22 protein-coding genes are annotated in these 22,027 nt (G+C 45.9%); 6 read left to right on the top strand and 16 right to left on the bottom strand.

The window, feature by feature from the left end; genetic code table 11:
* Positions 1–40: 40 nt before the first annotated feature.
* Entirely contained in the window at positions 41–289 is a 249-nt protein-coding gene (locus BC8716_RS10360) for a hypothetical protein (RefSeq protein WP_041824103.1), read from the top strand.
* Positions 290–322: 33 nt separating this feature from the next.
* Here the strand turns inward: BC8716_RS10360 and BC8716_RS10355 are convergent, their stop codons facing one another.
* From BC8716_RS10355 to BC8716_RS10325, 7 genes are all read right to left on the bottom strand, one after another.
* Complete coding sequence (locus tag BC8716_RS10355) at positions 323–1,246, bottom strand: AEC family transporter (protein WP_011248305.1); 924 nt, start codon at positions 1,244–1,246, stop codon at positions 323–325.
* Between the two features lie 147 nt (positions 1,247–1,393).
* The gene (locus BC8716_RS10350) at positions 1,394–2,356 is read right to left on the bottom strand and encodes a sugar phosphate isomerase/epimerase family protein (RefSeq protein WP_094425438.1); all 963 of its coding nucleotides are present in this window, start codon (positions 2,354–2,356) and stop codon (positions 1,394–1,396) included.
* Positions 2,357–2,375: 19 nt separating this feature from the next.
* Positions 2,376–3,209, bottom strand: a complete 834-nt coding sequence (locus BC8716_RS10345; protein ID WP_094425436.1) for a carbohydrate ABC transporter permease — start codon at positions 3,207–3,209, stop codon at positions 2,376–2,378.
* Complete coding sequence (locus tag BC8716_RS10340; RefSeq protein ID WP_094425434.1) at positions 3,206–4,141, bottom strand: carbohydrate ABC transporter permease; 936 nt, start codon at positions 4,139–4,141, stop codon at positions 3,206–3,208. The genes BC8716_RS10345 and BC8716_RS10340 overlap by 4 nt, the downstream gene beginning before the upstream one ends.
* Before the next feature lie 21 nt (positions 4,142–4,162).
* Positions 4,163–5,386: an ABC transporter substrate-binding protein gene (locus BC8716_RS10335; protein WP_094425432.1), complete on the bottom strand. Its 1,224-nt coding sequence runs from the start codon at positions 5,384–5,386 to the stop codon at positions 4,163–4,165.
* A 38-nt stretch (positions 5,387–5,424) separates the two neighbouring features.
* Positions 5,425–6,405 carry a Gfo/Idh/MocA family protein gene (locus BC8716_RS10330; protein WP_094425430.1) on the bottom strand — a complete coding sequence of 327 codons (981 nt, stop codon included), beginning with the start codon at positions 6,403–6,405 and terminating at the stop codon, positions 5,425–5,427.
* 92 nt (positions 6,406–6,497) lie between these two features.
* Positions 6,498–7,514 (bottom strand): LacI family DNA-binding transcriptional regulator, encoded by a 1,017-nt coding sequence (locus BC8716_RS10325; RefSeq protein WP_169715935.1) that lies wholly within the window; start codon positions 7,512–7,514, stop codon positions 6,498–6,500.
* Between the two features lie 389 nt (positions 7,515–7,903).
* Between BC8716_RS10325 and BC8716_RS10320 the strand changes: the two genes are divergently transcribed.
* Positions 7,904–8,854: an IS30 family transposase gene (locus tag BC8716_RS10320; RefSeq protein ID WP_094425425.1), complete on the top strand. Its 951-nt coding sequence runs from the start codon at positions 7,904–7,906 to the stop codon at positions 8,852–8,854.
* Between the two features lie 9 nt (positions 8,855–8,863).
* Here the strand turns inward: BC8716_RS10320 and BC8716_RS10315 are convergent, their stop codons facing one another.
* The 3 genes from BC8716_RS10315 to BC8716_RS10305 form a co-directional block, all read right to left on the bottom strand.
* Positions 8,864–9,226 carry a nuclear transport factor 2 family protein gene (locus tag BC8716_RS10315; protein WP_157730406.1) on the bottom strand — a complete coding sequence of 121 codons (363 nt, stop codon included), beginning with the start codon at positions 9,224–9,226 and terminating at the stop codon, positions 8,864–8,866.
* Positions 9,227–9,287: 61 nt separating this feature from the next.
* The gene (locus BC8716_RS10310) at positions 9,288–10,073 is read right to left on the bottom strand and encodes a helix-turn-helix transcriptional regulator (RefSeq protein WP_094425421.1); all 786 of its coding nucleotides are present in this window, start codon (positions 10,071–10,073) and stop codon (positions 9,288–9,290) included.
* A 138-nt stretch (positions 10,074–10,211) separates the two neighbouring features.
* Positions 10,212–11,189, bottom strand: coding sequence for an iron-hydroxamate ABC transporter substrate-binding protein (locus BC8716_RS10305; RefSeq protein WP_094425419.1), 978 nt, complete (start codon positions 11,187–11,189; stop codon positions 10,212–10,214).
* Positions 11,190–11,362: 173 nt separating this feature from the next.
* Here BC8716_RS10305 and BC8716_RS10300 point away from each other — a divergent pair, with 173 nt between their 5' ends.
* On the top strand, positions 11,363–12,196 hold the full coding sequence (locus BC8716_RS10300) for an aldo/keto reductase (protein WP_254120847.1): 834 nt from the start codon (positions 11,363–11,365) through the stop codon (positions 12,194–12,196).
* A 217-nt stretch (positions 12,197–12,413) separates the two neighbouring features.
* Positions 12,414–13,442 carry a LacI family DNA-binding transcriptional regulator gene (locus tag BC8716_RS10295; RefSeq protein ID WP_094425417.1) on the top strand — a complete coding sequence of 343 codons (1,029 nt, stop codon included), beginning with the start codon at positions 12,414–12,416 and terminating at the stop codon, positions 13,440–13,442.
* Between the two features lie 153 nt (positions 13,443–13,595).
* On the opposite strand, the gene BC8716_RS10290 is transcribed toward BC8716_RS10295, so the two are convergent.
* On the bottom strand, positions 13,596–14,930 hold the full coding sequence (locus tag BC8716_RS10290; protein WP_094425415.1) for a globin-coupled sensor protein: 1,335 nt from the start codon (positions 14,928–14,930) through the stop codon (positions 13,596–13,598).
* A gap of 138 nt (positions 14,931–15,068) precedes the next feature.
* Here BC8716_RS10290 and BC8716_RS10285 point away from each other — a divergent pair, with 138 nt between their 5' ends.
* Positions 15,069–15,899, top strand: a complete 831-nt coding sequence (locus tag BC8716_RS10285) for a nucleotidyltransferase domain-containing protein (RefSeq protein ID WP_322500135.1) — start codon at positions 15,069–15,071, stop codon at positions 15,897–15,899.
* 113 nt (positions 15,900–16,012) lie between these two features.
* On the opposite strand, the gene BC8716_RS10280 is transcribed toward BC8716_RS10285, so the two are convergent.
* Positions 16,013–16,825: a penicillin-binding transpeptidase domain-containing protein gene (locus tag BC8716_RS10280; RefSeq protein ID WP_094429224.1), complete on the bottom strand. Its 813-nt coding sequence runs from the start codon at positions 16,823–16,825 to the stop codon at positions 16,013–16,015.
* A gap of 118 nt (positions 16,826–16,943) precedes the next feature.
* Complete coding sequence (locus BC8716_RS10275; RefSeq protein WP_094425413.1) at positions 16,944–17,630, bottom strand: FHA domain-containing protein; 687 nt, start codon at positions 17,628–17,630, stop codon at positions 16,944–16,946.
* Between the two features lie 127 nt (positions 17,631–17,757).
* Between BC8716_RS10275 and BC8716_RS10270 the strand changes: the two genes are divergently transcribed.
* On the top strand, positions 17,758–19,056 hold the full coding sequence (locus BC8716_RS10270) for a Zn-dependent hydrolase (protein ID WP_094425411.1): 1,299 nt from the start codon (positions 17,758–17,760) through the stop codon (positions 19,054–19,056).
* A 111-nt stretch (positions 19,057–19,167) separates the two neighbouring features.
* Here BC8716_RS10270 and BC8716_RS10265 read toward each other — a convergent pair whose 3' ends face one another.
* From BC8716_RS10265 to BC8716_RS10255, 3 genes are read right to left on the bottom strand one after another with little or no spacing between them, the layout of a single operon-like run.
* Positions 19,168–19,995, bottom strand: a complete 828-nt coding sequence (locus tag BC8716_RS10265; RefSeq protein WP_094425409.1) for an alpha/beta hydrolase — start codon at positions 19,993–19,995, stop codon at positions 19,168–19,170.
* A gap of 29 nt (positions 19,996–20,024) precedes the next feature.
* A complete protein-coding gene (locus BC8716_RS10260) occupies positions 20,025–21,050 on the bottom strand; it encodes a FecCD family ABC transporter permease (RefSeq protein ID WP_094425407.1) in 1,026 nt (341 codons plus the stop codon).
* Entirely contained in the window at positions 21,040–22,014 is a 975-nt protein-coding gene (locus BC8716_RS10255) for a FecCD family ABC transporter permease (protein ID WP_406550705.1), read from the bottom strand. The genes BC8716_RS10260 and BC8716_RS10255 overlap by 11 nt, the downstream gene beginning before the upstream one ends.
* Positions 22,015–22,027: the final 13 nt, after the last annotated feature.

Here is a 22,027-nt window from a genome sequence, read left to right as displayed (position 1 = left end):
TGAAAGTAGCGGACGATCAAATCGAAGGGTGAGGATGTTTATGCCAAACGAACCATCACGTGATTCGTCTAGAAAGTTGCGGGAAGGCGAGTCCAGCAAACAAAGTGCAGATCATCATCGGGAAAGTACCACAAATCGCCATTCTACAAGCATTCGCCTAAATGATAACAAAGCCTTGACTTCTAATGAAGCCGTTGCAAAACTGGAAGCTTTATGCACGTTGCTTCGCGATACAGAAGGCTACTATGTCCTCGACATCAAGGTGACCGAAACAGAGGTCGTTGGATAAACGTCGACAGACAGTAGCCTCCTGCCTACACCATTAAAATAAGACGCTCGCCAAATGAATAACTGCTGTAGCTGTTACACAACTGAGCAGCGTTGAATAAAGAACGATTTGGGCATGGAGCTCAGGCTCTACCTCGTGCTCAAGCGCCAGTGTCGCCGTATTTCTTGAAGTAGGAAACGAGCTAGCAATAAACAACGATTGGGCTACAACGCCCTCAATCCCAAGGGTAAAGATGAACAGCAAGGCAAAGGCAGGACCGGCGACGAGCCTTCCAAGTAAACTCCAGGCGATTGCACGATGGAAAGAACGTAAACGAATGCCAGCAAGTTGGGCACCTAACAAAAACAGCGCTAACGCTACAAAACCATTGGCCAATTGTTCAAGTGGAACGAGTACAAATCCTGGAATCGGCCAAGCAAAAGCTTGAAAAACGATTCCTGCTAACAGCGCATGCACAATTGGAAGCTTTACAAGCGACTTGCCAATGTCAACGATCGACTTAGTCGCCGACAACAAATTGTAAAGCCCGTATGTATATGTGAGCAAGTTTTGAAAGACAAGGACAATAATTTGTACAGACACGCCCAACGGGTTTGCACTAAAAATAAGTTGGCTAACAGGCAGCCCGTAATTGCCGGAATTCATCAACGAGATGCTGTTTTTTAATGCCGCCCCTTCCCCGCGTTTCAATTTTAGGACTTTCGCTAAAAGCTGCCCAAGCGCCATCGTGCTCCCTGTGAACAAAAGCAAATAAAAAACAAGCTGCGCTAGTAACTGCATGTCAAACTGTGCTTCATAAATGTTCAAAAACACAGCAGCTGGCATAAAACAAGACGTCAAAAGTTTCGAAATTGGCGTTAATTGAAAGTGAAAACGCCGCTGAAACAAAGCGCCTATCGCCATTAAAATAAGAATTGGAAGGACAACGTTCACAAATACGAGACTCATGTAACCCATTGATGATAACTCCTTTTTAATTACAAAACATTCCTTCCTCATTATAGCGCTATCAGCCTGGTGCTTGTGTGTGGTTTATTGGAAGCTTATTGATTCAATTTTATTATCACCACTTCACGCTTGCCTTGCCGAGTATTCATTTTTACTTTAAGCCCACCACATCTCCCCTGCATCATTACGAATAATGGCCGTTCGTAAAAACGCGATCGCCTTCGTCAAGCCTTCTTCGTTTGTCATCAGTCCGTCCTCATGCTCAATGCTAATGGCTCCCTTGTAGCCAATGAGTTGAAGAGCACTAATAATCTCTCGCCAAACTTCTTCATGATGGCCATAACCAACAGTGCGAAAAATCCAGGACCGATTCGCGATATCGCGGTACGGTTTCATATCAAGAACGCCGTTGCGACTTACGTTTACTGCCTCGATTTTCGTGTCTTTCGCATGAAAATGATAGATGGCCTCTCCAAGTTCACGAATACAAAGGGCAGGATCCATGCCTTGCCAAAAATAATGGCTCGGGTCAAAGTTGGCGCCGATTTGCTTCCCGCATTCCTGACGTAGCCGCAGCAATGTCTCATTGTTATATACGACAAAACCAGGATGTGGCTCGATGGCAACCCGAACGCCATGTTCTTTTACATAGCTATGCTTTTGGCGCCAATAAGGAAGGACTTTTTCTTCCCATTGCCATTTAAGCATTTCCGAAAAATCATGTGGCCACGGGCACGTATTCCAAACAGGATAGCGAGAATGTTCCGACTCGCCTGGACAACCAGAGAAGGTAACAACAGTGTCTACACCTAGCCTTGCAGCCAATTGTACAGTGTGTTCGAACACACGGTCATGGGCGTTGCTCACTTGCGGATTAGGATGTAGCCCATTGCCATGACAACTAAGGGCGCTAATCGTTATACCACGCTCGTCAAAAGCAGCTTTAAACGCCGCAAGCTTATCTTCATCGGTTAAAAGCACCTCTGGTTGGCAATGGGCATCGCCAACATAACCGCCTGTGGCGATTTCAACAGTATTAAGGCCCTTGTCTTTTATATGATCCAACATCTCTGCCAACGGCTTTTCTCCGTATAAAACAGCAAATACACCAAGATTCATCATTCGTTCCTCCCATTATTTATTTCATTGAACCAGACGCAATGCCCTCGACAATATGCTTTTGAAAAGCAATAAAAATCAAGATAATCGGAATAATGGCCACGAATGAAACTGCCATTAAACTGTTCCAATTCGTCCCATGTTGGCCAACAAACGTATATAAGTAGACTGTAAGCGGCCGAATACTTTCATCGGTCGTCAAAATAAGGGCGTACAACAAGTCACCCCAGGCAAATAAAAATGCAAATGCACCGACTGTTAACAGCCCTGGCTTTGCTAACGGCAAAATAATCCGCACAAACGTTAAAAAACGATTGCTTCCATCCATGGCTGCTGCTTCTTCTAATCCTTGCGGAATGGACATAAAGAATGGACGCAATACAAGGACGGCAAACGGCAGCGCCGTTGTTGTATTGGCCAAAATCAGAGCGATAAAATGATTTAACAACCCTAAATGAGAAAACAACAAGAAAAATGGCAGTGCCAGCATGATGCTCGGCAGCATTTGCGCTACAAGCATGACCCCAATTATTGCTCCCTTCCCCTTAATGTCAAGCCTTGCTAATGCGTAAGCAACTGGAACAGCAAGCGCTAATGTTAGAACCAATGTGCCTAGTGCAATCACGACACTATTGAGAAAAAAACGGACAATCTCTGGGTTATTTAAAATATTGTCAATATAGGCCTCCGTAGTCACCTCCCGTGGAATGATTTGTGGAGGAATCGCAAAAATCGCTGACATTGGTTTAATGGACGTGACAAACATCCAATAAACCGGAAACAAAAACAGCATGGTTGAAATAAGCCCGATTAGACTGGCTACATACTGGCTATCCACAAACCGTTTTTTCATGCTTCATCCTCCTTACGAGCAATTCGTAAATAAATAAGCGAAACAACAATTAACAAAGCAAGCATCACGGTTGTAATTGTAGCGCCAATACTGAAGTTGTAGTTAATAAACGCTTGTTCATAGGCATAAAACGGCATGACAGTTGAAGCGTACAGCGGCCCGCCTTTTGTCATAATCAAAATGATGTCAAATACTTTAAATGTGTAAATGATGCCGAGCATGACCAAAATGAACAACGTCGGCTTCAGCAAAGGCAATGTAATCGCAAAAAACTGCCGCCATTTAGAAGCCCCATCTACTCGGGCTGCTTCGTAAATATCCGTTGGCAGCGATTGAAGTCCTGCCAGCAAAATGACCATGTTAAAGGGAATGCCAATCCAAATGTTGGCAATGATCGTACTATAAAGGGCCGTTTGCTCGTTCGACACCCAATAAATAGGCTCTTCGATGATATTGGCCCACAATAGAAAATGGTTGATGATCCCATATTCGCCAGCGAACATCCATTGAAACAGCGTACCGGTAATCACAAGTGGAATCATCCAGGCCATTAAAAGGAGCGCCCGAAATAGACCACGGCCTGGAAATGTTTTATTAAAAAATAACGCCAAGGCAAGTCCGATGACAAACTGGAACAGCAAACATAATGTCGTAAACACAATCGAGTTTTTCACCGATTGCAAGAACACCGTGTCCGTTAAAACAGCCTTGTAATTGTCCAACCAAGTAAACTCGTAGCCAGACATAATGTTGAATACGGTTACATTATGAAACGTCAAATATACATTGTAGCCGATTGGGAACAACATAAAAACAGCTAAAAAAAGCAGCCCAGGCAACACAAACATATACTTCCCTACTACATCTTTTTGCAGCCTTTTCTTCGGTTTGAACGAACGTGGCCGTTTTACGGCTGAAAGTGGCGACTCCATTCGCTTTCCCCCCTAAGCTTATTATTGGTTTTTCTCAAACAGGGCGTTTACTTCACTGGCTGTTTCCTGAATCGCTTCATCAATAGGAATTGACCCAGACAGCGCTCCTTGAATCATGTTCTGTACTTCGTTGGAAATGGCTGGGTACTGTTCGCCATAAGCCCTTGCCCTGGCAAACTCCATGCTGTCAGCAAACGGCTCGTACATTTCGTCTTCTTGCCAATAGGGGTCTTGGATTAAGTCTTTTCTCGCAGGCAAGTAATGTTTGTCTTTTACCATTTGCATCAGCACCTCTTCATCCTGCATAAACGTGATCACATTCCACGCTTCTTGAATATGCTCTGAAGAACTGCCAATCGCAAAATTTTCGCCGCCGATGACGGTTGCCTGCGCCTCAGCCGCTGGGAGAGGGACTACGCCCCACTCAAATTCAAGCGAATCGCGAAATTGCTCAACTTGCCAAGTTCCATTTACCATCATGGCTGTAGTCCCATTTACAAATTGCAAGGCAATATCCTGTTGATTGAGCGACAGAACTTCACGGGACATGTAACCGCTATCAATAAACTCTTTCCAAAGCTCGAGTGCCTCTCTCGTTGCCTCGCTATCCAACTGGTTCAAATCGCCACCTGCCTGCCATAAAAACGGGAGAAATTGAAAGGCGCCTTCCTCGCTGCGAACAGCAGCCACAGAAATTGGGTAACCGTCCGTCGCGCTTGCCAGATGAGGAACAGCCTCCTTCAGCTCATCCCATGTCGTAGGCGGCTTGACTCCCGCTTCTTCTAGCAAGTCGTTGTTGTAAAAGAGGGCTAAATTGTTGCTTCCAAATGGAATGCCAAAATTCCGGCCTTGGTACATCGTTGATTCCCACGGGCCTTCAAAATACTGGTCTGCTTCTCCCCATTGCTCAACCAATTCTGTAATATCAGCTGTTGCCCCCGCAGCTGAAAGGGCTTGATGGTTCGGATTATCCACGATCATAATATCTGGAAGCTCACCGCCAACCATCGCTAAGAGAAGCTTCCGTTGCATTTCTGAAAAAGGGACAGAAACGCGCTCGATCTTGACATCAGGATGGGCTTTCTCATATTTGGCAATGGCATTGATGACTGATTTTTCTGTGCCGTCCCTGCCATATGTATCCCACCATGTCAAAGTCGTTTGCTCCTTCGAGGCCGTTTCGTTACAAGCGGCAACGCCAAATGACAGCAAACATGCCAATGTGACTGCATATGTTTTTTTCATAAAGAAACACTCCCTGTGTAACGAGTATCAATTCGCTCTCAACAAGTCCATTTCTTCCCTGATTTTGCCGCTTCAATTGCTGCCCACGTCAATTCAAGGCTTTTCACATTGTCTTCAATTGACGTAGGCGGGACTGTATCATGGCGAATAGCGGCAACAAATGCATCAAGCGACAGTAGACGGTCTGGCAACAAACTCGTTTGAAGTTGAATCTCCGTTGGTTCATCTGCCTCCCCTTTGTACATGTAAACGCGGTCGTCGACTAATTCAATTGCTCCCTTTTCTCCTACGAGACGCAATTCTCCATTCCAAGGGGTTTTACGCCCCTTTCCAGCCCATCTACCGGTATAGCTTATTCGCACTTCATCTTCAAACAGGATGTCAACATGGGCATTGGGCATGCCTTTAAACCAGCTCCATGATGGGCGGAAGCTTGCTGCTGTCACTTCAACCGCCTCTTTTTCTAGCAGAAAACGGAGAATGTCAAAATGGTGGATCGCCATGTCTTGCAAAAGAATATCGGCATATTCGTCCCTCCAACCGCCAAAACGAGTGGCACGATTAAAATAATAATCCCCATATTCCACCTTTCCAATCACCTGTTGATCGAGTAGCGCTTTAATCGTCTGGATTTGCGGGTGGTAGCGATAATTTTGGCTAACCATCACTTTTTGCGCGTGTGCGTTCGTAAATGCCAGTAATGCTTTTCCTTCCTCGAGCGTATCTGTCAATGGTTTTTCCATCATGACGTGAAGCTTCGCTTTGATCGCTGTCTTCGCCAAATCGGCATGAGTAGTTGGTGGCGTCACAATTAACACAAAGTCCGCTTCCACTTTTTCGATTGCTTTTGCTAGACTATCAAATGATAAAACATTGCGATTTGCCCGTTTCAATGCCGCTTGCACATTCGTCTCGAGGGGATCGACAATGGCTGCCACCTCTGCTTGCTGATATGATTGGAGCAGTTCAAACCAAGAAAGTCCAAACCCCCCTACTCCAACTTGAATCGCTTTTAACATCTTCCTTCAACCTCCTTTTTCAGTCAATTGATTATCGATAATCAAAACAAAGTAAAGAAACAACTTAATCATTGGAATATACTACCCAATGATTAAGTATAGTAGGAGGCATTGTTCTTCATGACAATTTCCAGTTTCGTAATCGTTGATTGTTTAGCGTCTTCTTCCTCGAGCACCATCAAAGAAAACAATTTTTTGATTGCTAAGTAGCCTTGGCTGACTGGGTCTTGGGTAATCGTTGCGGCAATCATTTGCGTATGAAGATGCTTGTAGATCAAATCATTCATATCGTGGCCAACCAATGCCGCCACTTGATGCTTAGGGTATTTTGAAAAAAAGTCGGCCACATTCCCTAACTCTGCTGTAGCTACATACAATCCATCCAAACCAGCCATTTCTTTCTGCCATTGCTGTCCTGGCTGGAAGGGCAAGTCACTTTCCCGAAGGCGAACCGCCTTACAAAGTTCCAGCCTAAATTCCTGGAGGCCTTCACGAAAACCTTGTAGTTTTTCCCGCGCCTGATAATCATTATTTCCGCCTAGCAGCACGCCAACCTTTCCTTGCTTTGGAACCAGCTTTGCCACTAATTCAGCAGCTAACCTTCCAGACGAGTAATAATCGCAGCCGACATAAAATAAGCGCCCACTGTTTTGTGCGTCCACATTAAACGTACAAACAGGTTTTTTACTCGCTTTTAAATACGGGGAAATTGCATCGCCAAGGGCAGCTATTGCAACAGCGTCAATGGTTTCATCTGCCAATATTTCTTGAATCCGTTCAGGCGATTCTGTAAATGCTTCAACTGGGAGGCGAAAACGGTGGACTGTGACGCCGTAGTCCCGCAGTTCTAATTCAGCTTGGGCAATGCCTGTCTCGATTTGCTCCCAAAAGTAAGCCGGATATTCTTTATAAACGACAGCGACATGAAAGGTTACTTTTCGTGAGAGAATGCTGGCCATCCGGTTAGGAACATAGCCCATTTCCTCCGCTTTTTCCAATACGCGCTTACGCATTTTTTCACTGACATTGGCGCGATTGTTCAGGACTCTATCTACTGTAGCAATCGAAACGCCTAGTTGTTTCGATATTTCTTTTGCTGTGACCTTCATTTCTTCCCTCTTTGCCTTTGTTTGATTATCGTAAATCAATTGAAAGATTATTAAAAGCATACATGCAAACGCTTAAAAAAACAAGCACAAAATTTTATGACACAATCAACGCCTGGCGTAACCAGGCGTTCAGACTGTAGACAAACGCTCGCATACTTCGTCGTTTGCCTCACTCATATGCTCATGAACCCCCGTTCTATTCGCATCTTCCCTCGGCTGTACTCCTCGTCTGACAAGCGTTTTTATCAGTCTGAGGGCGGTTATCGTTCTCGGAAACCATCTTTCTTTTATGACGAATTGTAATATGAAGTGCAACACCTAAAGAAAGACAGCTCATGGAACCCTCGTGTAAGATGTTCGTAACCACACAAACCATCAAGGAGGGCAACATGAGCTGCTACCACCATCTTACCACATTTGATCGCGCACGTATGGAAACGATGACTCATCTTGGGATGTCGCTTCGGCAGATCGCTAAGAACCTTGGGCGCAGTCCGTCCACGATTTCTCGGGAACGACGCCGAAATGCGAACGGGAAGACGTCTTATCAATCGGAGAAAGCCCATGAGATAGCTCAGAGAAGAAGAAAGGCATCGAAACCAAAGGGGAAATGGTCGCCTGAGCTCGCTGCGTTCATCACAGAAAAACTCGATCGAACGTGGTCGCCTGAGCAAATTGTTGGACGGTGCTTCTCTGGGACGCTTTCCTTTAAAACGCTTTATCGGTGGGTCTATCAAGGGCGTTTACAACGGACAGCCGCTGTACTGCGTCGTAAAGGGAAAAGCCAAAAACCCTATGAAACCCGTGGGCGCTTCACCGTTGGGACATCTATCAAGCAGAGACCTAAAGAAATCCGAACACGAGAGACCTTTGGCCATTGGGAACTGGACACGGTCGTATCGGGTCGTGGGAAAAGCAAAGGCTGCCTAGCGACCTTTATTGAACGAAAAACCCGTTGGTATTGTGCGATCCCCATGCCAGACCGAACGGCCGCCTCTACGGAGAAAGCCATCCGAAAGCTGGAAACCTCTTTGCCTAAAAACGCCATTCAAACAGCCACCGTAGACCGTGGAAAAGAGTTTGCCTGTTATGGTCCGATCGAAGAAACAGGAGCGATTTCCTTTTATTTTGCGGATCCTTATTCTTCTTGGCAAAGAGGCAGTAACGAAAACGGGAATGGCCTCCTCCGAGAGTTTTACCCGAAGGGAACGGATTTTGCTTGTATCGATCCATTTGAATTAGCTAAGAATTTAGCTCTTATCAATGAACGACCAAGGAAATGTTTACAATGGCGAACTGCCCACGAGGCATTTACCTATGAACTGTTGCACTTGAATTGACAATTTATCTTATAAAAAAATGAAATAAGCGGTTAAATCCGTAATCTTTCCTTTTTCATTGAGTGTATATAGATCACAAAACGCCGCTTTCCTTATCGTTCCTGTTTCATCTGGGCACAGCATTGTTCCTTCGATGGCGGCGGTACGGCCAGAAGCAATGATCCGTTTTGTCGTAAATTCTTCGCTCACAATTCCTTTTACTGCCTCTAGCCTTTTGGCGACTTCCTCTTTTCCTTCAACTACAGAGTCACCTACCATTTCCCAACGGATGTCTTCCGCTGCATGGCTTAGAATAAAATCCACGTCCCCTTTGGCAAATGCCTCATTTAAGTCTGCATACAATTGTTCAAACTGTGCTTGCTCTGTTTTCATGCCATCGCCTCCCTGAATCAAAGTTACACTCATCTTACCAAATAGAACAAGCGGCCGTTTCTCACCAATTGCGCTGTTTGAGAAGAAAATTGTTCATTAATAATGGCAAGGAAATCAAGATTGGCGGATCATCCTGTTTAGGAGGATGAAGTTGTAGGCGAATTCCCTCTACTGCAGCAAATGACCGCATGACAATCGCTGTCTTTAGGCGGCCGCGCAATGTTTGTTGCGGGAGTAGAAAGTCTTTGCCTTCCATCCCCCATGAAACGGCTGTTGCCAGCAAATAATACGTCCCAGGGGCGACATTCAAAAAGCAAAAATCGTCGCTGCCAGAGAGCAACGTACCGTAACGTGGCAACCCTTCTGGGATCGGTTTTGAGAATAAGCCGACTAACACAACACCTGAAAACGGCGAACCAGCTGTAATAGTCCCACTTACGCTATTTATCGGAGGGGCAGCCGCTCGTGTCGAGGACCACTTTTGCAGCCTTTGCAAAGCTTGTAAATGTCCTTCCGCATTTGCTAATGATTCACGGAAACGGCCAGGGCTCACCCCTACTCGCTCAGTAAAGCGGGTCGTAAATGTGCCAAGGCTTTGCTGGCCAATTTCTAAACCGATGTCGCGAACTCCTAAATTTGTATGGACGAGCAGGCGTTTCGCTTTATCTAAACGAAGGGCAGACACATAATAAAGCGGCGAAATCCCGATTTCATTTTTGAATTTTCGAACAAAATGATATGGACTATATCCGACATGTTTGGCGATTACGTTTAAGCTAAGCGATTCATGGAGGTTTCGCTGGATAAACGAAACAGCCTCGATGATTTCCGGCGTAGGAGCTGACAACGGTTCACACCTCTTTTCTTTTATTGTATACTGGCAGAGAGTTGCTGGCAAATCAAGCCCCGGTAGATGAAAACGCAAAAAGCTGCTCCACCGAAATGGAACAGCGAGATCGCTTAAACGTATAAACTTGTCCAGTGTCTACTTGCCGTTATTTTCAGCACGTTCTACAATCATGTCAGCAATTAAATCGATTTGGCCACGGACAGAAATCGGGTCATACGGATAAAATGTATCGAAATCATTTATAAACACACGATTGTTTTTGACTGCCTCAAGCCCTTGCCAGATAGGGGAAGACTCCATCTCAGGAAGCTTGCTGTCCCCTTCAGGATGGTAGTCGGTAATAAACATATAATCAGCCGCGTAATCAGGAATGACTTCCGTAGACAATTGTTTCATTTCCCCTGTTTTGATTACTTCTTCGTCAATTGAATCCGGCGCCTTTAAACCAAGCGCATTGTAAATCACTTGCCCGCCACGGCCGGCGTTGTCATTGAATACCCAGAAATCGCCTTTGTCCGTCAATTCATAAATCCCAAATGTCGCATCGTCTTCGACTACTTCCTCTACGCGAGCTCTAGCGGCTTCCGCCTCTTCATTAAAACTGTCGAGAAATTGAGCCGCTTCTGCTTCAGCATTTGCTAGTTCGCCGAACAGTTGCAACGATTCTTCAACATTTTTAGCTGTATTATATGGAATGACAACGGTTGGCGCAATTTGAGAAAGCGTCTCGTATTGTTCTTCGTCCATCACAACAATTAAGTCAGGCTCAAGCTCAAGAACCTCTTCTGTATTAACCGGGTCACCCACATCCTTTATATCTTTAAGCTCCTCTTCAATAAACGGGTTCGAAAAACTCCAAGAACCTGCCCCGACCACATTCGCGCCAACCGCCAAAAACTCGCCAGCATAAAAATCAGTGACAATTCTTTCTGGATTTTCAGGTATGCTTACTTCTTCTCCATTGGGAGCCGTAAACGTGCGCATCTCTCCGCTCTCAGTTGCGCCATTTTGATTGTCGCTAGGCCCCTCGCCTTCGTTTGAACTCGTATTGCCACAGCCTCCAAGCAAAAGTACGGTCGCAAGGAAAGAGCTGAAAATAACAGGAACCTTCATGAACCGAGTACCTCCGTTACGTTTGTTTGCGAATGAAAATCATTATCATTAATACTATAGCAGCAGCAAAGCAACACGTCAACAGCAATCGAAGTGGCAAACAACAGCGGCTTTATTAGACGTTGATAAACGTTCAATGTTAGACTATTGAAAAAAGACAAGGAGTGATTCAGATGATTCCGACTGTCACACTGAAAGATGGGCTGCCGTTGCCAGCTATTGGCTTTGGCACGTATGCGTTGAATGGAGCAGCAGGCGTCAATGCAATGGTGAGTGCGATTGATATTGGCTATCGTTTGCTAGATTCTGCCTTCAACTACGAGAATGAGGGAGCTGTCGGAGAAGCGATTCGGCGTAGTTCTGTCCCAAGGGAACAGTTGCGCGTCACTTCAAAGCTACCAGGGCGGCGACAAGCATATGAGCAAGCGATCGTGACCATTCAAGAATCTTTGCTGCGCGCAAGATTGGACTATTATGACCTATACTTGATCCATTGGCCAAACCCAAAAACCGACTTGTATGTAGAAGCATGGCAAGCGTTAATCGATGCTCAAAAATGGGGGCTTATTCGCTCAATTGGAGTATGTAACTTTTTGCCAGAGCATTTAGAGCGATTAGAACGGGAAACAGGTATCATGCCAAGCATTAACCAAATTGAACTTCACCCTTATTTTTCTCAGGAAAGCCAACGTGTTTGGGATAATAATCATCATATTGTTACTGAATCATGGAGCCCTCTCGGCCGCGCTAGCAGCGTTTTGCAAGACGAAGTGATTAAACAGATTGCGGCTACGCACAGAAAAAGCGTCTCACAAATTATATTGCGCTGGCACGTACAGCTTGGGGCAATTCCGTTGCCAAAATCGGCTTCACCTGAACGCCAACTTGAAAACATAGCGATTTTCGATTTTTCCCTAAGCACGGAAGAAATGGAGCAAATAAACAAATTAACAAAAGCCGACGGCCGCATTCAAAACCAGGATCCTGCCGAATATGAAGAATTTTAACCATTAGACAAAAAATAGCAGAGTAGGACGTTACGAATAACACGTCGTTTCATAAGCAAGCATATGACCGAGGCAAGTGCCGAGTACACGCATTTGTCCACAGGGCTAACACGAGTACAGTGTATGTGCTCGTGTTGCTTCATGAAAGCGCTTGACTATTTATTATAACGCTTCCATACTAAACTTAGGAAAGTGTGTTTTAGGGGGAATGACGTGATTGAACAAACCAACGATTAAAGATGTAGCCAAAGAAGCAGGCGTTTCAATTGCAACTGTTTCCCGCGTGCTAAACAACGGGATTGGCTATTCCCTAAAAACAAAACAACATGTGCTAAAAACAATCGAAGAAATGGGTTATTCCCCGAATGCCATTGCCCGCGGCCTCATTAATAAGCAAAGCAATACGATTGGCGTCTTGTTTCCAGAAATATCGGGCCTCGTTAGCGCTGAAATCCTTCAAGGAATAGAGGAAGCTGCACATGCCAGAGGGCAAAGCATTGTCATATGCAATACAGCCTCTAGCGGCCATAAAACAAAAGAATACTTAAAATTATTGCAAGAAAAACAAGTAGACGGCATTTTATTTGCAAGCCAACTGCTAACATTGGAATATGTGGCGATCGTCCGTAAAATGGGTGTGCCTGTTGTCACCATATCTGCTTATTCGGAAGACCCGACGATACCAGCCGTCCAAGTCGACAATGAAACGGCAGCTTATGATGCGGTCTGTTATTTCATTCAGCAAGGCCACACAGAGATCGGTATGATTAGCGGGAACCCGTCTGATTTGTTGGCTGGAGCGCCACGAATGGCCGGTTACAAACGGGCGCTCAAGGAAGCAGGAATCGCTTATGTGCCTACGAAAGTTGCTTGGAACAAAGGGTTCTATTTTGAAGATGGGCAGAAGGCCTTTCAACGGCTTTACACCAATCATCCGAATTTGACAGCTATCTTTTCGGCAAGCGATGAACTCGCGATCGGTGCCATGTCCGCCGCGACTGCAAAAGGGCTCCGCATTCCGCAAGACCTTTCTGTTATCGGCTTTGATGGCACCAAGCTCGCAAAAATGGCCGTTCCTCCTTTAACAACCGTTTCGCAACAATTTTTTAGCATGGGCAAAACGGCTGCAAACTTGCTGTTTGATTTAATCGCAACCGGACAAGCAACTTCAGGACGCATCATCCGGCATGAACTCATCAAAAGGCACTCCGTCCAGATGCGCTCATCCACTAAAACGATTGGCTAAAACACGCTCTAATTTAAAGGGTTTTCAAGACTATTCGGGAATGTTAAAGGCAGGTTGCAGCGATTCATCCCACCATTTTTACTCATTTTTATTTTGCCGAGGACGCTATTTCCCTTGTTGATCTCGTGTGAGACACATTAGCAGACATCCTGATTAAGTCGCTTTCTCGTCTTCTGTCTTTTTCTCGATCGACTGCTCATAATTTGCAGTCTGACCTGCCAATTGTTCGATTGCAGCAGCTGCTGATGAGACAACCGCTTTCATTTGTTCAGCTATCGATACATGCAATTGGCTAACATTGCTCTGAATTTCGCCAAAGTGGACTTCATTGGTTTGCCCAAAATGGAGAATTTGTTCGAAGCATGTCTCCATCGTTTCCATACTAGAGATTCCTTGTTCAACGGCTTGGACAACTTCCGAAATCGAATGTTCAACAAGCTTTCTTTGGGCATGGACGTCGGAAACTAAACTGGCTACGTGGCCACTTGAGTGTTTCGTTTTGATTGCTAATTTGCGGACTTGGTCGGCTACCACGGCAAACCCTCTTCCGTAGTCTCCCGCTTGTGCCGCCTCAATGCTCGCATTTAGAGACAATAGTGTCGTTTGGTCTGCGATTTGCTTAACAATCGCAACGACTTCCTCAAATTGGGCAGATAACGTCGTCAATTCATTCATGCTAGCTTCAATTTGTTTTATACAAGCTTGGATATGGCCCATATGGCCGCTCTGCCTGTCCACTTGCAGCTGGCCATTTTTGGAAGCATCTAATGAGCGCGCGGAATGAAATTTGCCTTCGTCCGTTAATGTTTCAATTGATTGGGATTGGACGGCTGCTTTATGGACAGATCGCTCCATTTTACCGATTAAATGTTCAATGTTTTGGAGAGTATCGCGGACTTGCCCGATATACGTATCTTTATGTTTCGCAAATTTTAACCGAATCCGCCTTTCTTCCTCTTCATACGCTTCTAAAACAAGCTGTTGTTCAAAGTTGATAAACTTCCCAACTGCGCAGAAAGCAAGAAATTGTTCATTGCCAGGTTTGAGGTGTTTGACGATCATCCGCTGTAGTTCTAGTTGCAAGTTGTGAAAAGCGCCAATGTACCACTTGGTTTTAAGACCGATTCGAACATGGGTTTGCGCAATCCGTTTACGCTTAGCAAAAAAAGCGGCATCCACCTTTCCTTCAAACATTTCTAAAATATGCTGCTTTAATGTTTGTTTTAACGCGTCAATGCTGCTATGAGTTGTTACTAACTGCCGTAAATGGGGCTGTTCAAGCAATTTTTCGTAAAAGGCTTCCGTAATCGGTGCAATATGTTCGTTAACAAGTGGATACAAGAGATGGATATATTCGAGATCACTTGTATTTAAGCCAATAAACCCAATTTGTTTTTGGCAGTCACTTTCTTCCAGTTCGATTTTGATAAGGTCTGGCTCCCTTTCCAATTGGACGTTCTCCTGTTTGTTTGCTTTTCTTAAAAACAACGGTCTACCCCCTCCTTATTTGCACACTTCTCTTTTTTATCGGCAGCCAGTTTCTTCCGTTTAGCTTTGATCAATGATTGCTTATCATGTATGCTTGTTTTGTTTGCAAAATCTTTTAGCGGAAGGAGCATAAAAGCCGTGGATCCAAACGACCTCGTTGCCAAAGTAGGTGAACAACTAAAAGCTGTACCAGGAATTGTTGGCACCGTCCTTGGTGGTTCTCGCGCTCGAGGCACCCACAGCGCCGATTCTGACATTGATATCGGCATCTATTACGATCTCAGCCAAGGATTTACGACCGAACAGCTTGACCGGTCTGTCCGAGTTTTACAAGATTGTAACAAAGAGGAGCGTGTTGTTACCGCTATTGGGGAGTGGGGAGAATGGGTGAATGCTGGTGCCTGGCTTGTTATTAATGGCTATCACGTGGATCTGATATTACGTGACATCACACGGGTCGAACAAGCTATTGCCGATTGCCGTAACGGAGCCGTCAGCATGCATTACCAAACGGGACATCCACACGGCTATGTCAACGCTATGTATATGGGTGAACTAGCCATCTCTCGTATACAAACCGACCCTTTCGGAAAACTCGCGCAATTAAAAGCGTTGACTGACCCATATCCAACAAAACTGAAACAGGCGCTTATCCAGTTTTTCACGTTTGAAGCTTCATTTTCCCTCATGTTTATGGAAGCCAATGTTGATAAAAACGATTTATCATACTTGATGGGGCACGGCTACCGAGCGATAGCCTGTTTAAACCAAGTCCTCTTTGCTAAAAATGAACGATTTTGCATTAATGAGAAGAAAGCGGTCATGATGATTTCATCCTTTCCACGTAAGCCGCAACACTACAAAGAACGGATTGATGAAGCAATCACCCTTCTTTCTCGTGATGTTTCCTGCTGCCAGCAAGCCATTGCTCAACTAAAGGCACTGCTCGAAGAAGTGAAAAGCCTTTAAGACGTGGATAAAAGGCGGATCGTGTGTGTCTGACAATGCTCGATTTCCTGCGATAAGCATAAAGAGGTTGTCAACATAGTCGACAACCTCGGAAAGAACCCTGTCTGCTCGATTCATGATGGCCCATCCATTAAATGAAATTCTTCTAACAAACTTAACGTAATTTCTTTCGCGTGCGCACTTGTGCCATCTAAGTTTGTCACAAACGCATACGTGCCATTGCCAGATTCAATAAAACCGACATACCAGCCAACGTCTGGCCCTTGCCCCGTTTTCCCATAAAGGGTAAATTGGTCGCCTTCCTCTTCGATCATCATACGTTTCACCGTTTTCATTGCGTCTTTTGAAAACGGATGTACTTCGTAGTATAAATCGCTGATAAAGTCAGCTTGCTCAAGAGGGGTAATCTCAAGTGAACTGCTTAGCCAAAATTGGTCAATGCCGCCCGTGATATCGCGATTGCCGTATGAAATGGCATCAAGCCATTTTTGCATTTGTTCTTCGCCAATATCACTGGCAAGCGCTTGGTAATACCAAACGACAGAATGCCTCAGCCCTGATCCAAGTGTGTGGTCCTTATTCCAAACGTCGAGTTCTCTTTCAATGCCGTCCCAGTACTTTATATCGTATTCATCTTCCACGGCCCCCGTTTCCAAGCCAATTAGGGCATTTGCGACTGTAAAAGTCGACTGTGGCGGAAATGCTTTTTCTGCACGCTCGTGGTTGTACACAAATGTACGGTCCTGCTGTAAATTGTGAAGAACAAAAGTGCCATCATGGCCAGAAAAATATTCCTCCGCTTCAATTTCCTCTAGTTTCGGAATCTCTTTTGCAAATGTTGGTTCATCTGCTGGAACGCCTTCGCCTATAAACGCTACTACACCAGCTAAACCTAAAACACTCGCTGCCATTATTGCCTTCTTCATTGCTTTCACCTCATCTTCTCCCTCGAGCATAGCAAGACGCCACCTCTTTTAACATGGCATGAAGATGATGCTTTCCTGACGTTTCCCTAATAATGTTCAGAATCTTGCGATGTCCGATTCAAACTTTCTTTGCGCGTCCTTCCCCTAAATCCAGCATATAGCCGTACCTTGGCACTGTCACAATCATGCTGCTGTACGCGCCTAGCTTTTTCCTAAGCCGATACACGAGCGCATTCACTTCTTCCTTTTCGACATCAGGCACCGTTCCCCCTTGTACGGCCAAACGCTCAGGCCAAACATTGGCTTTCAATTCTTCATAACTGACGGCGCGATTGCGATGATCATATAGGCAAAACAGCAACTCAATATGTTTGCCGCTCAATGCTAAGCGCTGGCCACCGACAATGACTTGCCGTTTCGTCTTTTGCACAATTAAACGATGGTCGATGACGGCATCTAATTCTCGTGTTTGTTCTTGGCGTTGTTCGCCTCCATGCAAAAATGTCAGCTCCGCTGCCCCTTTTGCCAATGTGATCGAATCACTATGGTATAGGGGAAAAGGCTTCCCTGCTGGTATTGGCAACCGATTCACTTCGACGCCATGCTTGCTATTCAAATCTGTTATTGTGTAATCGCCGTCTTTCTCTTCTATTAAAGCATGCTTTCGTGAAATATAAGGATCGGTAAAACCAATATCGACAGAAGGGCCTGCCCGGCCAATGAGCATGCGACCTCCGCGAACAAAAACCTGCTCGCCGCTTGGAAAACCTTGCCCTTTACTGATTTGGATGGCGGTTTTCTGCATCCCTTTTCCTCCTTTTTACGATCACTCTTTCCTTATCATAATCGACTTCCACTTATTTAGAAAGACAACTAGCTTTGGCTGTGTATAATAAGGGGAGACAACCATTTATATCAAAAAGGAGCATAATATGAGTTTTATTCGCCAACAATTCAACGATGATGCCACACAAACAAAGGCGCTCAACGGCATCCAGCCGAACAAACTCGCAGCCCGCCTCACCGCCCTATCGCAAATTGGCCGTACGAAAACAGGAGGGGTGACGAGGCTTGCTTATACCAACGAGGAAGCACACGCAAAACGACTGCTCAAGCAATGGGGGACACGCATCGGGCTGACAATGCGAGAGGACGAGGTTGGGAACCTTATTGGCCGGCTCGAAGGAACACAGCCTGATCTAGGAGCCGTAGCGACAGGTTCTCATATTGATACCGTTGTCAATGGTGGAGCGTTCGATGGCGCTCTCGGCACGGTTGCTTCCCTATGTGCAATCGAATCGCTTCTCGAAGACGGCAAGTCATTTCCCCGCCCATTGGAATGGATTATTTTTGTGAACGAGGAAGGATCTCGATTTCCAACTGGCATTTATGGCTCACAAGTGATGATGGGCGAATTTACTGAGGCTGACCTTGAGCGCTACTCTGATAAAGATGGCGTGACGTTAGTGGATGCCTTAAAAAATCAAGGGTTTGACCCACACAAACTAGCAAAAGCCCATCGTCAGCACGAAGATTTTTATGCCTTCATCGAATTGCATATCGAGCAAGGCAAACAGTTAGAAAAAGCAAATATTCCAATTGGTGTCGTTAGCGGGATTGCTGGCCCGCTATGGCTTCAGGGCACATTTAAAGGTGAAAGCGACCATGCCGGAAATACGCCGATGGGCATGCGCAAGGACGCAGCTGTCGCTGGAGCGGAATGGCTGGTCGCGATTGAAAGCCTCCCTGCCCAGTTTAGCCAAACTGCTGTCGCTACCGTTGGCCAACAGACGGTATATCCGAATACGCCGAATGTTATTAGCGGCGAAGCGACACTTACCGTTGACATTCGCGACATTGAGCTCGCACAACGCAACCGCTTAGTAGAAGCCATTCAAGCGGCCGGGTTGGAGATTGCCGCCAAACGTGGATTGGACTTTTCCTATCAAGTATTAACCGATATTGCCCCTGTCCCCACTTCTGCTTTTATTCAAGAGACGATTAAAGCAAGTGGGGAAAAACTAGGCTTGCCTACGATGACTCTCCCTAGCGGTGCTGGGCATGATGCGATGATTATCGGCCGCCATGTCCCCCATACAGGCATGATTTTTGTACCGAGCGTTGACGGCAGAAGCCATTGCCCAGAGGAGTTTACCTCACTTGATGACTGTGTAAAAGGCACGGCCGTATTAAAGGACGTACTTGCCCAATTGTTGACCTCTACCAACTAAAGCTGTACAAACGACTGAGAAACGTATATGTGATAAATTGAGAGCCAAGCAACGTAGCGTTGGCTACACCTTCAATCGCCAGTAAGTTTGATGAGCTTACTGGCGGTTGCCTTATAAATGTTCAGACTCTGTTCCATTAGCCAAAAAGAACCGAATCGCTTCTCCGATCAGTGTAGGCAATACACTCATATGTCCAGCTTCTGGCACAGAGAAAAAAGTGGATTGAATGTTGGATGCATTCCTTGTTAAACGAGCATGGAGGGCGATCGCATCTTCGACCATATGGGATTTTTCTTTTTCTCCTACACTAAGCAGTAGCTTTTTTACGGGCGCTGCAGCATCGCGTGTTCCCGCTTCCGCTAAATACGCGGCTGCCATGTCTTGAATATAGCGGTTTTTCCACCAAACCGACGGACTTCCTGCTATATACGTGTCAAACAAGTGGTTTCTCGTAAATAATGTATGAAGAACGCAAAGACCGCCGAGTGAATGCCCGAAAAATGCTCGTTTTGTTGGATCAAGGGGGTATTTTTGCTCTAGCTCAGGCATTAGCTGTTCTTCTAACATAGAAAGGAAAACGTCTACCCCGCCTGATGGTGGCCAAGGTTCGCCATGTTTGCCTGTGCCAACCTCCTCTTGTGTAGCAGAAACGGTATAATCAAAAAAGCGCCTTTCCCTACAAAACGGTCCATCGGTGTCATAACCAATGGCGACAACAGCCGCGGGAGAAAAACCATGTGGCGGCCGTGTCATGAGGCGAAGCGCCTCTGTCATCGAGGCAAATACTGCATTGCCATCGAGCAAATACAACACAGGAAATCCACTTTCAGGTGCCTGTTCTGATGGCACCGATACAAATATGACGTGTTCGCTGCCATTTGCTTTTAAAACCCACTTATCGCTATGAGGCAATACGTATGCCCCAGCATTGCTTAGCATGTCACCAACCTCCTTTTCCGTGCATCGATTTACCTAGCTTTTTGTGTTTGGAATAACAGAAAGACAAAATAAGGGACGCCGATTATCGAAATGACAATGCCGACCGGGAGCTGTGCAGGGGCAAACATCGTTTTTGCTAGCCAATCAGCAGCGACGACGATCCCCATTCCTGTAAGTCCACTAGACGGCAAAAGAAAACGATGGTGGATCCCTACAAGCCTCCTTGCTATGTGAGGGGCAAGCAAACCAACAAATGTCATGCTCCCAGACACAGATACACATGCGCTCACAAGGCCAACACTAAGCAAAATCAGGAGGCGGCGCTCTTTTGCCAAGTCAACGCCAAGCCCTTTTATACTTGTATCAGCTAAGCCAAGCACGTCGAGAACTCTAGCCTTATAAAAGGCAGCAGGCGTCAATAAAAAAATCCACGGCAGCACTGTGATGACATGTTTCCAATTGGCGCTATAAACGCTGCCTGCTAACCAAACAGCAGCCATTTCGTAATCTCTAGGATTCATTTTTAGTGAGAAAAACAGCGTGAGCGCTCCAAACCCAGCCGAAACGGCGATGCCGGTCAATATAAATGTTTGCGGATCGAGCCGGCCCTTTTCCATTGCAAATGCGAGAATAAATGCGATGGCAAGCAAACCGCCGCACCAGGCAAAGAGTGGCATTGCCAGTATGCTAAGCCAATTGACAGTAGACAGCTGCCCTTGAAAGAAGAACATAAAACAAACAACAGCCGCCCCTGCCCCGGCATTAATGCCTATGATGCCTGGGTCAGCCAGCGGATTTCGCGTTATGCCTTGTAAAATCGCCCCTGCAAGGCCAAGCCCAAATCCGACGGTCGCCCCAATCACAATGCGAGGCAAGCGGAATTCAAAGACAACAAGGTCGAAGCGCGTGTTTTCTTCGAGCCGAAATAACGTCTTGAACGTTTCCGTAAGCGTTAATTCATATGACCCACTCGTTAAATGAAGATAAACTGCGACGATGAGCAGTGTAGCTGCCCCAACTAGAAACAATCCATAGCGCTTTCGATCAGAGGGCATGCCTTTTCCCTCCTTTGGTTTTAATTAAGTACAAGAGAAAAGGCACGCCAACGAAAGATGTCATTATGCCAACAGGCGTTTCAAACGGAAAATTGACGAGGCGGCTCGCTACATCACAAAGAGGCAAAAACATCGCTCCTAATACGGCAGATGCAGGAATAATTTTTCGGTAATCATACCCAAATAGAAACCGGGCAATATGGGGTATGGCTAGGCCTACAAAAGCGATTTTTCCTGCCAAGGCAACCGATATACCCGTTAAAATGACAACGGCCAAAAACGCTAAACGTTTAATCAAGCGAGTGCGCTGCCCGATACCCGCCGATACTTCATCGCCTAAAGCAAGCGCTGTAATTTGCCGTGACAAAGACAGCGCTAATAGGGTGCCTGCGACACAGAATGGGAGCGCCAACGCCAGTAAGGATGGTTCCATTTGGTGAAGCCTGGCGCTATACCAAAAGCTGACGTTTTGAGAGACTTGGAAATAGACAGCAATCGCTTGGGCGACTCCTCCTAAAAACGTCCCCATAATCGTTCCTAAAATCGCAAGCCGGACAGGGGAAAAACCATGTGGCAAGAGCGAGGCAACCCCAAAAACTGCACCTGCTCCTACAGCAGAGCCAACTAGGGAAAATAAGATCATTTCGAGCCCCGACGCCCTTGGAAGCCATACCATTAAGACCGTAATCATAAACAGCGAACCATCAGTTACCCCCATAATGGATGGGGAAGCTAAATAGTTCCGCGTAATGCCTTGCATCAACGCCCCTGAGACCGCGAGGCTTGCGCCAATGAGTGCTGCCCCGGCAAAGCGTGGCAAGCGCGTACGCCATACTACTTGATGGTCCGTATTGCCAGGATCAAACTGAAACAGCGCTTGTATGACCGTGCTCCACTCCATTGACTTTGCGCCAATAGCAAGTGAACACCATCCGATCGCTGCTATGAGACCGACAAACCCAATGGCGAGAAATATT

The sequence above is a fragment of the Shouchella clausii genome (genome assembly GCF_002250115.1).
Classification (GTDB): domain Bacteria; phylum Bacillota; class Bacilli; order Bacillales; family Bacillaceae_D; genus Shouchella; species Shouchella clausii.
Note: the sequence above shows the minus strand (reverse complement) of the source record. Positions and strands in the feature narration are given on the sequence as shown.

What these genes read in the sequence shown, in the direction of transcription:
- BC8716_RS10335 (WP_094425432.1), bottom strand. Translation starts at nt 5,386, where the DNA reads ATGAAAAAAACATATGCAGTCACATTGGCATGTTTGCTGTCATTTGGC.
- BC8716_RS10305 (WP_094425419.1), bottom strand. Translation starts at nt 11,189, where the DNA reads ATGAAGGTTCCTGTTATTTTCAGCTCTTTCCTTGCGACCGTACTTTTG.
- BC8716_RS10275 (WP_094425413.1), bottom strand. Translation starts at nt 17,630, where the DNA reads ATGCAGAAAACCGCCATCCAAATCAGTAAAGGGCAAGGTTTTCCAAGC.
- BC8716_RS10330 (WP_094425430.1), bottom strand. Translation starts at nt 6,405, where the DNA reads ATGTTAAAAGCGATTCAAGTTGGAGTAGGGGGGTTTGGACTTTCTTGG.
- BC8716_RS10325 (WP_169715935.1), bottom strand. Translation starts at nt 7,514, where the DNA reads ATGAAGGTCACAGCAAAAGAAATATCGAAACAACTAGGCGTTTCGATT.
- BC8716_RS10360 (WP_041824103.1), top strand. Translation starts at nt 41, where the DNA reads ATGCCAAACGAACCATCACGTGATTCGTCTAGAAAGTTGCGGGAAGGC.
- BC8716_RS10345 (WP_094425436.1), bottom strand. Translation starts at nt 3,209, where the DNA reads ATGAAAAAACGGTTTGTGGATAGCCAGTATGTAGCCAGTCTAATCGGG.
- BC8716_RS10300 (WP_254120847.1), top strand. Translation starts at nt 11,363, where the DNA reads ATGATTCCGACTGTCACACTGAAAGATGGGCTGCCGTTGCCAGCTATT.
- BC8716_RS10340 (WP_094425434.1), bottom strand. Translation starts at nt 4,141, where the DNA reads ATGGAGTCGCCACTTTCAGCCGTAAAACGGCCACGTTCGTTCAAACCG.
- BC8716_RS10265 (WP_094425409.1), bottom strand. Translation starts at nt 19,995, where the DNA reads ATGCTAAGCAATGCTGGGGCATACGTATTGCCTCATAGCGATAAGTGG.
- BC8716_RS10320 (WP_094425425.1), top strand. Translation starts at nt 7,904, where the DNA reads ATGAGCTGCTACCACCATCTTACCACATTTGATCGCGCACGTATGGAA.
- BC8716_RS10270 (WP_094425411.1), top strand. Translation starts at nt 17,758, where the DNA reads ATGAGTTTTATTCGCCAACAATTCAACGATGATGCCACACAAACAAAG.
- BC8716_RS10355 (WP_011248305.1), bottom strand. Translation starts at nt 1,246, where the DNA reads ATGGGTTACATGAGTCTCGTATTTGTGAACGTTGTCCTTCCAATTCTT.
- BC8716_RS10280 (WP_094429224.1), bottom strand. Translation starts at nt 16,825, where the DNA reads ATGAAGAAGGCAATAATGGCAGCGAGTGTTTTAGGTTTAGCTGGTGTA.
- BC8716_RS10315 (WP_157730406.1), bottom strand. Translation starts at nt 9,226, where the DNA reads ATGAAAACAGAGCAAGCACAGTTTGAACAATTGTATGCAGACTTAAAT.
- BC8716_RS10350 (WP_094425438.1), bottom strand. Translation starts at nt 2,356, where the DNA reads ATGAATCTTGGTGTATTTGCTGTTTTATACGGAGAAAAGCCGTTGGCA.
- BC8716_RS10260 (WP_094425407.1), bottom strand. Translation starts at nt 21,050, where the DNA reads ATGCCCTCTGATCGAAAGCGCTATGGATTGTTTCTAGTTGGGGCAGCT.